The organism is uncultured Nitrosomonas sp., assembly GCF_902826915.1.
Lineage (GTDB): Bacteria > Pseudomonadota > Gammaproteobacteria > Burkholderiales > Nitrosomonadaceae > Nitrosomonas.
Genome location: NZ_CADEGP010000001.1, coordinates 83,963 through 93,686 on the forward strand (window position 1 = coordinate 83,963; position 9,724 = coordinate 93,686).

9 protein-coding genes and 1 pseudogene are annotated in these 9,724 nt (G+C 43.0%); 6 read left to right on the forward strand and 4 right to left on the reverse strand.

Annotated features, from left to right (window positions below):
- The first annotated feature begins 291 nt into the window (after positions 1 to 291).
- Positions 292 to 1,710: a C13 family peptidase gene (locus QZV86_RS00370; RefSeq protein WP_295623303.1), complete on the forward strand. Its 1,419-nt coding sequence runs from the start codon at positions 292 to 294 to the stop codon at positions 1,708 to 1,710.
- Positions 1,711 to 2,190: 480 nt separating this feature from the next.
- Here the strand turns inward: QZV86_RS00370 and QZV86_RS00375 are convergent, their stop codons facing one another.
- Entirely contained in the window at positions 2,191 to 2,730 is a 540-nt protein-coding gene (locus QZV86_RS00375; protein WP_295623304.1) for a glutathione peroxidase, read from the reverse strand.
- 144 nt (positions 2,731 to 2,874) lie between these two features.
- The gene (locus tag QZV86_RS00380) at positions 2,875 to 4,074 is read right to left on the reverse strand and encodes an ABC transporter permease (protein ID WP_295623305.1); all 1,200 of its coding nucleotides are present in this window, start codon (positions 4,072 to 4,074) and stop codon (positions 2,875 to 2,877) included.
- 826 nt (positions 4,075 to 4,900) lie between these two features.
- On the opposite strand from QZV86_RS00380, the gene QZV86_RS00385 reads away from it, so the two are divergent.
- The 4 genes and pseudogenes from QZV86_RS00385 to ppa all read left to right on the forward strand — a co-directional run bounded on the left by QZV86_RS00385 (position 4,901) and on the right by ppa (position 7,431).
- A complete protein-coding gene (locus QZV86_RS00385) occupies positions 4,901 to 5,215 on the forward strand; it encodes a BON domain-containing protein (protein ID WP_295623306.1) in 315 nt (104 codons plus the stop codon).
- 301 nt (positions 5,216 to 5,516) lie between these two features.
- On the forward strand, positions 5,517 to 5,702 hold the full coding sequence (locus QZV86_RS00390) for a transposase (RefSeq protein ID WP_295623307.1): 186 nt from the start codon (positions 5,517 to 5,519) through the stop codon (positions 5,700 to 5,702).
- A pseudogene (locus QZV86_RS00395) lies at positions 5,642 to 6,661 on the forward strand (IS3 family transposase). Before QZV86_RS00390 ends, QZV86_RS00395 begins: the two are co-directional and overlap by 61 nt.
- A gap of 236 nt (positions 6,662 to 6,897) precedes the next feature.
- On the forward strand, positions 6,898 to 7,431 hold the full coding sequence (ppa, locus tag QZV86_RS00400) for an inorganic diphosphatase (RefSeq protein WP_292920407.1): 534 nt from the start codon (positions 6,898 to 6,900) through the stop codon (positions 7,429 to 7,431).
- Positions 7,432 to 7,529: 98 nt separating this feature from the next.
- Here ppa and QZV86_RS00405 read toward each other — a convergent pair whose 3' ends face one another.
- Both QZV86_RS00405 and QZV86_RS00410 read right to left on the reverse strand, forming a co-directional pair.
- On the reverse strand, positions 7,530 to 8,327 hold the full coding sequence (locus QZV86_RS00405; RefSeq protein ID WP_295623308.1) for a sulfite exporter TauE/SafE family protein: 798 nt from the start codon (positions 8,325 to 8,327) through the stop codon (positions 7,530 to 7,532).
- Positions 8,328 to 8,358: 31 nt separating this feature from the next.
- Entirely contained in the window at positions 8,359 to 8,814 is a 456-nt protein-coding gene (locus tag QZV86_RS00410) for an EVE domain-containing protein (RefSeq protein ID WP_295623309.1), read from the reverse strand.
- Between the two features lie 102 nt (positions 8,815 to 8,916).
- On the opposite strand from QZV86_RS00410, the gene QZV86_RS00415 reads away from it, so the two are divergent.
- Positions 8,917 to 9,570 (forward strand): TlpA family protein disulfide reductase, encoded by a 654-nt coding sequence (locus QZV86_RS00415; protein ID WP_295623310.1) that lies wholly within the window; start codon positions 8,917 to 8,919, stop codon positions 9,568 to 9,570.
- The last annotated feature ends 154 nt before the right edge of the window (positions 9,571 to 9,724 follow it).

Here is a 9,724-nt window from a genome sequence, read left to right on the forward strand (position 1 = left end):
ATTGCATTGCTATTAACCAGTCGGATATTTTCTTGTCAAATTAATGAGCAAGGGTATCTCTTTCAAAAATTTCAGGCTGGTACATTATCAGTAGAGTGAAGGTTTTTTGATTGATTGAATAAGGGCTATTTTTATTGTTTATTCTCTGGTTTCTGGAGAATCTTACCAGTTGGACTCTGGCAACAGTCGCACTAAAAAATGATCGCAAGAGTTCTACCGACACCTTCATTTGGATCTGTTATTGCCGTACTTAATCTGTTGTGTTGATTGATACTAATCCCGGAGATAAAAATGGATTTATATGCAAGTATTTCCAAAGAACTGAAGCAATCTGAGGCAATTAAAGAACTTTGGGTATTATTCAGGAATCTGCACTGTGGATTAAGATTACTTGCATTTCGTCGCAATATCATTAGCCAAATAACAGCTTCTTATGATCAATTTATCTTGCTCCTGGGGTTTTATGGCACTACAGCGTTTATTGTTTCTTATGTAATGACGCCTAATCCGGTTTTCGGTTTATTCGGTCTGGGATATATCGGTGTAGAGTTGTTGGGAGTTTTGTTGGTAGGATTTGTACTGGCCAAACTCTGTGAATCACAAGACAATTTATTACTGTTCCTGACCATCACATACTGTGTATTACCGTTCTTTTATCTTTTCTCTATTACTGTTATACCTTTTTTGCCAGATACTTACTTTGAAGCTGGATACATGGCGTATACAGTATGGATTTTAAGTGTTAGTTTTTATGTTGTATTGCAATTATTAAATTGGCAAAAGATCAAAGCCATACTGGTTGTCATGCTCTGGGTGTGTGCTTCATATCCACTGACTAATGTTTCGCTGAGTTTCTGGCATGAGGATTTTGATTATTCAGAAATACTGGCCGCTTATAATGATGATGATTTAAGTTTTGTTAATCAAGAGCAGGTTTACTATAACCAGTATCAATTGTTGGATAATGTGCTCAACGTTATCGAGCCTGGGGTAGAAGGTATAACCGATCTATTTTTCATCGGATTTGGCGCTGATTCCTCGCAAGATGTATTCATGAAAGAAGTTAACAATGTTCAGAACGTCATGAATCATAACCTTGGGGCAGCAGGTCGATCTGTTGCTTTGATTAATAACCTGAAAACAATCAATACCACACCACTTGCTTCATCAACAAATTTAAGAATTGCATTGAATCATATAGGCAGTAAGATAAATCCTGAGGAAGATATTGTGCTGTTGTACTTAACCAGTCACGGTTCTTCCGATCACGAGCTTTCAGTTAATATGTGGCCGCTTGAGCTCAACGACATAGGTCCGAATGACATTAGAGCTTATCTGGATGATGCAGGGATACAATGGCGCATTATTCTGGTTGCTGCGTGTTACTCCGGTGCTTTCATTGATGCCTTGAAAAATGAAACTAGTTTAATTTTGACTGCCGCAGCTTCAGACAGAGCTTCTTTTGGATGTTCAAGTGAAAATGAATTTACTTATTTTGGTGAAGCACTATTTAAAAATGTAGAGGGTAAATCATACCAATTCATTGATGGCTTTAATCAAGCGATAGAAAGTATTAAACAACGTGAAATATCGGAAAATCTCATTCCTTCAAATTCTCAATTGTTTGTAGGCAACTTGATGAGAGAAAAATTAGAGCTACTGGAACACGATATGGCTCGATATGCTCCAGAAAGATTTGGGAGTTTTTAAGCTGGGGATGATTAAACTTGCACTACCCAGTATTGAGTTAAACAGCAGGTTTATTGTATTTTGATGGCTGTCGAAAAGGTTACTATTGTCGGGTATCAGATGGGCTTTCAGGATGTGCGTTTTTGTGATTGAGTTGTCATCAGGATTGATGATGTTTTCCTACATCAATTGCTGAATTACTTTCTGAAACGAATTTTACAAGCAAATTGCCCCGATTCAGGTCAGGCGTGATAACCTTCTACTGGTTTTGTGTGTTGCCGCGAGCTTTTCTCCGGTTAATTTGAGCTAGCGATTTGGTTCCGATTGATAGTAAGTACCAACGTAGTGATGAGCGTGATCGGAAGTATATACGACTTGTCGACACCAGCACCGGAAATCAGCCTGATAAACGAGGACATGATCAGGATCGACAGGATGCTTATTTCTGGTTCCTGATTTTTCGGTGAATCATCAGAGGATTTCGCTTGTTTTTTGATTAAATCATTGTGTTAAAGCCTGCTCAATAACAGTCACCACGGCTGGGTCGACAGGCTTGGTGTGCGGGCTGAATTGTGTGATGAGCTTGCCGTCGCGGCCGATTAGGTATTTCTGGAAATTCCAGGTTGGATAGGTTCCGGATAATTCAGCCAACTGCACATAAAATGGATGTGCTTGACCTTTTCTTACCGTGGTTTTCTCAAACATGGGGAATTTTACATCGTAGGTTAAGCGGCAGAAATCTTGAATTTCGGCTTCGGTTCCAGGTTCCTGCCCCATAAAGTCATTGGATGGAAAACCCAGTACGACTAATCCTTTGGACTGGTATTTATCGTACAGTTGTTCCAATCCTTCATATTGTGGCGTATAGCCGCATTTGCTGGCGGTATTTACAATGAGTAATACTTTGCCGGTGTAGGCTTCGCATAAATTGACCATCTCTGATCCTGCAAGCTTACGAAAATTCTGATCCAATAGTGTACTGTTGCAAGAAAAAGCGGGATTTACCAAAAAAATCATGATCAATACGAGCAAAATACGCATGAGAATCTCCTTAATCAATGGGGGAGGCAGCAAAACTAAGTATTATTTTATTAGTATATTAGAAACTGACTTGAGTTCGGAAAGAAAGCACTAAAAAATCATCCGTGCGTTCCGGTGTACCTAAGCCGGTATTTCTAATTATGGCTAATCTGTGCGCAATGCATCCACCGGATTTAATTTTGCCGCCTGCATAGCTGGGATTACACCGACGGCAAGGCCGATTAGCATCGATATGCACAAAGCGCCAAACACATAATCCCATGGAATATTTACCGGCAGATCGCTAATTAATAATTTGAGCAACCAGGCGATACCGGAGCCAATGAACAATCCTGTCAACCCACCCAATGTGGAAAGTGCAATGGATTCCAATAAGAATAAAATGCGGATGCGTGTACGTGTCGCGCCTAGGGCAGTGAGCAGACCGATCTCCGACACTCGCTCGGAAACCGCGATGTGCATCAGCGTGACCATGCCGACTACGCCGACTATCAAGGAAATTCCGCCCAGTGCAGCAACCGAAAATTTTAATACGCTCAGAACAGTGGATAAAGTGTTGAGCATTTGCTGTTGTGGTTTAACGGTGAAGTCTTCGCGTCCGTGACGAGTGATAAGGATACGCTGTATATCTTCGACAACATCTTGCACTGGCGCATCAGGAAAGTATGCCAGTTGAATTTCCATCACGCCTTGTCGGTTGAATACTTCTAATGCCCGGGTTGTGGGTATGAAAACTGCGTCATCCAGATCAAAGCCGAGCACTTGACCCTTGGATGCCATTACACCGATAACACGGAAACGCGCCCCGCCAACTTGCAGAATCGCCCCAAGAGGGTTGGTATTACCGAATAGCTCAGTGCGTACTTTGGCACCCAGTACTACATACGCACGTGGATTGCGCGGATCATCATCGGGTAAAAATTGTCCGATCTCAATTTGCATGTTAAAGGATTTGGCAAAATCAGATCCCTGACCATACGCGGTTACGCGTCGGCTGCGGCCTTGTGCACGAATTTCTGCATTGCCGACTACGCTGGCATTGGTATATTCGGAGTAGCGGCTTTGTTTCAGCGCCATCGCATCTTCTATCGTTAATAATCGCGCGCTGCCGATAGCGCCCAGAGAGCCACCATGTGTATTGATTTTTCCCGGTGTGATCGTAACGATATTGGTACCAAACTGAGTGAATTCTGACAGCACAAAGCGCTGCACACCATCGCCAATTGCGGTCAAGAGGACGACCGCAGCAATTCCGATGGCGATTCCCGAGGCTGATAATATGGTGCGCAATCGATGGGCTGTTAGTGACCGGAAGGCAAAATAAAAAGTGTCAATCGTGTTCATTTTGTGTTTAAGGCCGCATTAAGAATTCTATTTCTCTCTTTTCAGGAGTGTACTCGGGATTTCCGGCCCTTGCGAATTGTGCGTGGATTAATAATTGACATGTTGTCATTTTGTTCATATGTATGATACCGCACAGATCAAGACTGGCTTTAAAGTTATAGTATTAAGCATATTTTCTTGTTTGTCTTTGTTAACTTACCTAAGGATACTTTCATGAATCAGTCAACTTACACTAAACATGACATGCAAGCCTGTATCGCTGCTTGCATGCGCTGCCATCAGATCTGTCTACACATGGGGATGAATCATTGTCTTGAAACCGGTGGAAACCATGTTGAATCTACTCACTTTCGTCTTCTGATGAGTTGTGCTGAGATTTGCCAGACGTCAGCTAATTTCATGCTGAGTGGCGCTTCCCATTCTGGTGCTCTTTGCGGGATCTGTGCCGAGATTTGCGAAGCATGTGCAATAGATTGTGAGAAAATCGGGGATATGGATGAATGTGTCAAAGCATGCAGAGATTGCGCCGAAACATGCACTCAAATGGCGAACATGCAGCATTAACAGGTCATTGAGAAACATTTTAGAAGCAGTTGATCAAGGTAATAATAGGTAAAGAGGCGCGAGTTTATGGCATAATAAATGAGCAATTTGGGCTTGTTTTTAACACCGCAGAGAGTTTTTCAACAATCTGCGAGGTAGATTATGGCTACAAGGGTAGCGTGTAGTTGTAGTATAAGAAGAATAGTTGAATAACCATTGTGGATTTTTTATTGATCTAACTTAGCTGATCGTTTGAGATGAGCAATTGACAGGAGATTGAATTATGGAGCACTTCGCTAGATTATTCCTTGTATCTTTTTTAACCTTGACATTGCTGACCGCAATAGGATGCGGATCAACTCAAAAACACGAGGGGACGGGAGAATATTTTGATGATACCGTCATTACAACCAAGGTAAAAGCGGCCATGCTCAATGAACCAACATTGAAGGCGGCTGAAATCAACGTCGAAACATTCAAGGGCGTAGTACAACTAAGCGGTTTCGTAAGTTCGTCTGCCAGTATTAGTAAGGCAGTCGAAGTAGCAAGCGGTGTCGCTGGAGTAAGATCGGTCAAAAACAGCATGCAGCTTAAATAGTCGCCCCTGAAATACCCCTAAGCATTTGATAGTAAGAATAAGTATTTTGTTTTTTCTGATCCTATCGACCAGGAATGTTAAAATTAACACTTATTTCTGGTCGAAATGGTGAATAAAAATTCTCACAACCAGCAGCGCATCCCATCAAACGAATTTATTTGGCACAGATCTTTTACAGCAGCTTGATATCACTGATCCACTGCTGAAATTATCAGCGGCAATCCCTTGGCATGAGTTTGACGAAGCCTTCTCGATTCATTACACAAAAGCGGTAGGTGCACCCAGTAAGCCGATCCGGTTAATGGTTGGGTTATTGATACTGAAGCAGTTAGAGAACTTGAGTGATGGAGCGGTGGTGTTACAGCGGAAACGCAACCCTTATTACCAGGTTTCTTACGGCATGACGGAGCTTCAGTGCAGACAATCCTGCCACAGCACCGAGCTGGTGCATTTTCGCAAGCGCATTGTACAAAGGAATACAAATTAGATGCAATCAGTCTGGTATTGGATCAGGGTCACACGACGTCAGAAGTATCTCGAAGCCTGGAAATCGATACCAATATACTGAGGAGGTGGATCAGGGAATACCAGGCGGATGGAGCTGATCAGTTATTCTGGGGTAATGGGAAACTGACACTGGAGCGGGAAGAAATCCGGTCGTTGAAGGCGCAAATCAAGCAACTCAAGCTGGAGAGAGAAATACTAAAGGAAGCGGCGGTCTTTTTCATGAAAGAAACGAAGTGAAATATTCGTTCATCACCCAAAGGAAGAACACCTACCCAGTTGGCTTGATGTGCCAACTGATGGGTGTAAGTCGTAGCACTACTATGATTATATCCGGCGCGCAGTTCAAACATCGGAAGAAATACAAAGTGACAACCAGCAGCAATCACAAACGACCGGTGTTCGAGAACAAGCTGAATCGACAATTTGATGTTGAAGCCCCGAATCAAGTCTACGTTGGCGACATAACCTACATTTGGACCCAGGAAGGCTAGCTGTATCTGGCTGTCATCATTGATTTGTTTTCCAGAAAGATCGTTGGTTGGAGTATGAATTCAAGAATGAAAGCGAGACTGGTGTGTGATGCATTGAGAATGGCTATCTGGCAGCGTCAATCACAAACCGGACTGACAGTACAGCAGGACTCACGGATCGCAATATGCCAGTAAAGAATACCGGCGGCTTCTGAAAATACATGGCTTTATGGGTAGCATGAGCCGTATTGGTGATTGTTTCGACAATGCTGTGGCTGAAAGCTTTTTCCGCAGCCTCAAACAGGAGCGAATCCACTGGCGGCATTACCAAACCCGCTATGCAGCACAGCAAGATGTGCTGCACTATATTTCCATGTTTTATAACAGCCATCGATTGCATTCAGTCTTGGAATACAAAAGTCCGAATCAATATGAGCTAGAAACAAAAATGTTGAAAAAAATCGCTTGACTGAGTTGTACGGCTTTACTTGATTAGGTCAGACTTACATGGAGAGTCACTGTTTAGATGCTTTAGTGTCGTTTGTGGTGGTGGGGATTCATTTCGTTAATCCTAATTATTCTTCTAAAGAGCGGAGGCTAAGTTTGACAGCCGCTCCAGCCTTCAGTACACTGAATTCAAAAGTGAAAACTCACTTGGTATTTGTTTTTTCTTAATCCCAGAATAAAGCGAGAAAGGCATGTTTCATGGATATTAGAGCAATCCCTGTAGGTGCCAATGTGCCTAACAATGTCAATGTCATCATTGAAGTTCCAACTGGTGGTGAGCCTGTTAAATATGAATTTGATAAACCATCCGGAGCGTTATTCGTAGACCGCATTTTACATACGCCAATGCGGTATCCGGCTAATTATGGTTTTATTCCGCATACTTTATGTGATGATGGTGATCCATTCGATGCCCTTGTTATTGCCCGTTCTCCGTTCCTTGCCGGATGCGTGGTGCGTGCGCGGCCGATTGCGCTGCTTCATCTTGAAGACGAACATGGTGGCGATGAGAAGCTTATTTGCGTGCCAGATACCAAGACTTTTCCTTATTACGCCCATGTGCGTGAGCGAGCTGATCTGCCTGACATCGTGTTTCAGCAGATAGAACATTTTTTTACGCATTATAAAGATCTTGAACCTGAAAAATGGGTACGTGTAGGTCGCTGGGGCGACGCGGCCGAAGCGCGTGACATGGTGATGCGAGCAATTGAGATGGCGAAAGTTGCGGATTAAACAGCAGCTTTTTGGAGTAGGGCAATGATAGAAAGAGACGGGATCTTACAGTTGAGACAATTCGATAAAGTGGAATGGAAATTTGCTTCATTTAGCGTTTAAATTAGGCTGATTAGCATTCTAACACCCAAACCATAAAGCAATACAACAAAAATTGTTCTTAGAATGACGGTCTTGGTCGAATGAGTGAGTCTCGCGCCGAGTGGCGCCGTCAACATGCTGGCAGATGCCAGCCAGATTAATGCGGGTAAATAGATATAACCTAAACTGTCGTTAGGAAGTGTCTCTGACTGCATCAATCCATTTGCGACATAGCCGATGGTGCCAGCCAGCGCAATGGGAAAGCCAATGGCGGCTGCGGTACCGATGGCGCGTTGAAGTTTAATTTTGCATAAAGTAAGAAATGGCACTGATAATAACCCGCCGCCAATAGCAACCAAGCTGGAAAGTGCGCCGATAACCGTACCAGCGAGCAATAGGCCGATTTTCCCAGGTAATTGAAACATCGGGCTGGGGCGGAATTGTAGCAACATTTGTGTAGCAGCATAAAAGATGAAAATGACGAAAATGATGCTTAATAACTGACCCGTCATTGATCCTGCTAGGGTGGCACCGCCGAGCGTACCGAGAAAAATCCCGGGCGTGATATTTTTTACGATCTGCCAATCCACTGCACCATGCTGATGGTGCGTACGTAAACTGGCAATTGATGTGAAGATGATGGTAGCCATTGTGGTGCCGAGCGCCATATGGATGATACGGTCAGCAGGAAAGTCTTGAACAGTGAACATAGTTACTAACACGGGCACAATAATAAGTCCACCACCGATACCGAGTAAACCAGCAAAGAATCCCACAAATGCGCCGGTCAGAAGGTAAATTAGCCACCAGTCCATGTTTGGCCTCGATTAGAAGTATCAAATGCAATCATAGTATGCTCAGGATGAATTGCCATTCTGCTGGATCAACCGGAGTGATCGACAAACGATTGCCAGTTTGCAGCACTCGCATTCGATGTAGTTTCGCATACTGCCTAAGTTCCTTGATCGGGATTAGACGGGTTCTTTGCACTAGAGTAAGTTCAACATTAAACCAGCGTGGGTTGTTTAGCGATGCTTTAGGATCAAAATATTTGCTATCGGGATTGAATTGCGTGGCATCCGGATAGGCGGGTTTGCTGACAGCTGCGATTCCCATGATGCCGGGATCCTTGCAGCAGGAATGGTAGAAAAAGACTTGATCGCCGATATTCATCTGATTGCGCATAAAGTTGCGTGACTGATAATTGCGCACACCTTCCCACGCTACAGTCTGTTTGGGTAATGCGGCAAAATCGTCAATACTAAATTCATAAGGCTCGGATTTCATTAACCAGTAACGCATTTTTGGTGGATTCTAACTGTTTTTTTCAAAAATACTGCACGGCAGCGTCTGGCTTCTGTAATATGCCAGAGTTTCAATTTATTCATTTTAACTATTTTAGCCATGATTAATCACTCACTTTCTGATATTTCGGTTGCTACTTGGGTGCAGGGAGGACCGATTGTATTAAATAATTTAGTTGGCTCAGTGGTGCTGATTGAGGTTTTTCAGGTAAATTGCCCCGGATGTTTTATTTATTCATTGCCTAGAGCTATCGATTTGTATGCACGCTATCATCAACACGGATTGGTTGTGATCGGTTTGGCGACGGCATTTGAGGATTATGACAAAAATACATTCGAGAACTTGCAGAAATTGATTACAACCGGAGAAGTGATCGGTGAAACACTCAAGGCTCTGAATCAATATGGCATTTTATCAGAAGGTAAGTTGCCATGGAGAATTCCTTTTGCAGTGGGTATGGATCGCGTTGTAGCGGAAAATCGACCTGTAACTGATGAGCGAGTGCTGAGCTATGCTGCTGAATTTCTTCCTGATTTTGAGAGTCTTGGCGATGAACAGAAAAGATCGGTGTTGCAGCAAGTGAGGCAGTATTTGGAGCAGAAATCGATGAAAGCTGAAACTTTCGAGCGCTTTGCGCTGCAAGGTACGCCTTCGTGTATTTTGTTCGACCGCAAGGGTCAATTAAAAGATGTTTCATTTGGCCAGGTTGATTATAAGCAAGCAATGGTGGAACGCTGCATTAAAGAAAAATAATTGTTCAAGATTTTGTTTATTGCTGATTTTTGAAGAATGCGATTGGGAAATATAAAAAGGATCTCTTGATATTCCTGGTCGATAGGATCAGTAAAAAAATACTTAGTCGATCCTGAAATAACAGCAAGCAATTGATGTTAGGCACAAATAATCT

Coding starts and splice junctions, on each gene's coding strand:
- QZV86_RS00370 (WP_295623303.1), top strand. CDS start 292: ATGGATTTATATGCAAGTATTTCCAAAGAACTGAAGCAATCTGAGGCA.
- QZV86_RS00375 (WP_295623304.1), bottom strand. CDS start 2,730: ATGCGTATTTTGCTCGTATTGATCATGATTTTTTTGGTAAATCCCGCT.
- QZV86_RS00380 (WP_295623305.1), bottom strand. CDS start 4,074: ATGAACACGATTGACACTTTTTATTTTGCCTTCCGGTCACTAACAGCC.
- QZV86_RS00385 (WP_295623306.1), top strand. CDS start 4,901: ATGGAGCACTTCGCTAGATTATTCCTTGTATCTTTTTTAACCTTGACA.
- QZV86_RS00390 (WP_295623307.1), top strand. CDS start 5,517: ATGGTTGGGTTATTGATACTGAAGCAGTTAGAGAACTTGAGTGATGGA.
- ppa (WP_292920407.1), top strand. CDS start 6,898: ATGGATATTAGAGCAATCCCTGTAGGTGCCAATGTGCCTAACAATGTC.
- QZV86_RS00405 (WP_295623308.1), bottom strand. CDS start 8,327: ATGGACTGGTGGCTAATTTACCTTCTGACCGGCGCATTTGTGGGATTC.
- QZV86_RS00410 (WP_295623309.1), bottom strand. CDS start 8,814: ATGCGTTACTGGTTAATGAAATCCGAGCCTTATGAATTTAGTATTGAC.
- QZV86_RS00415 (WP_295623310.1), top strand. CDS start 8,917: ATGATTAATCACTCACTTTCTGATATTTCGGTTGCTACTTGGGTGCAG.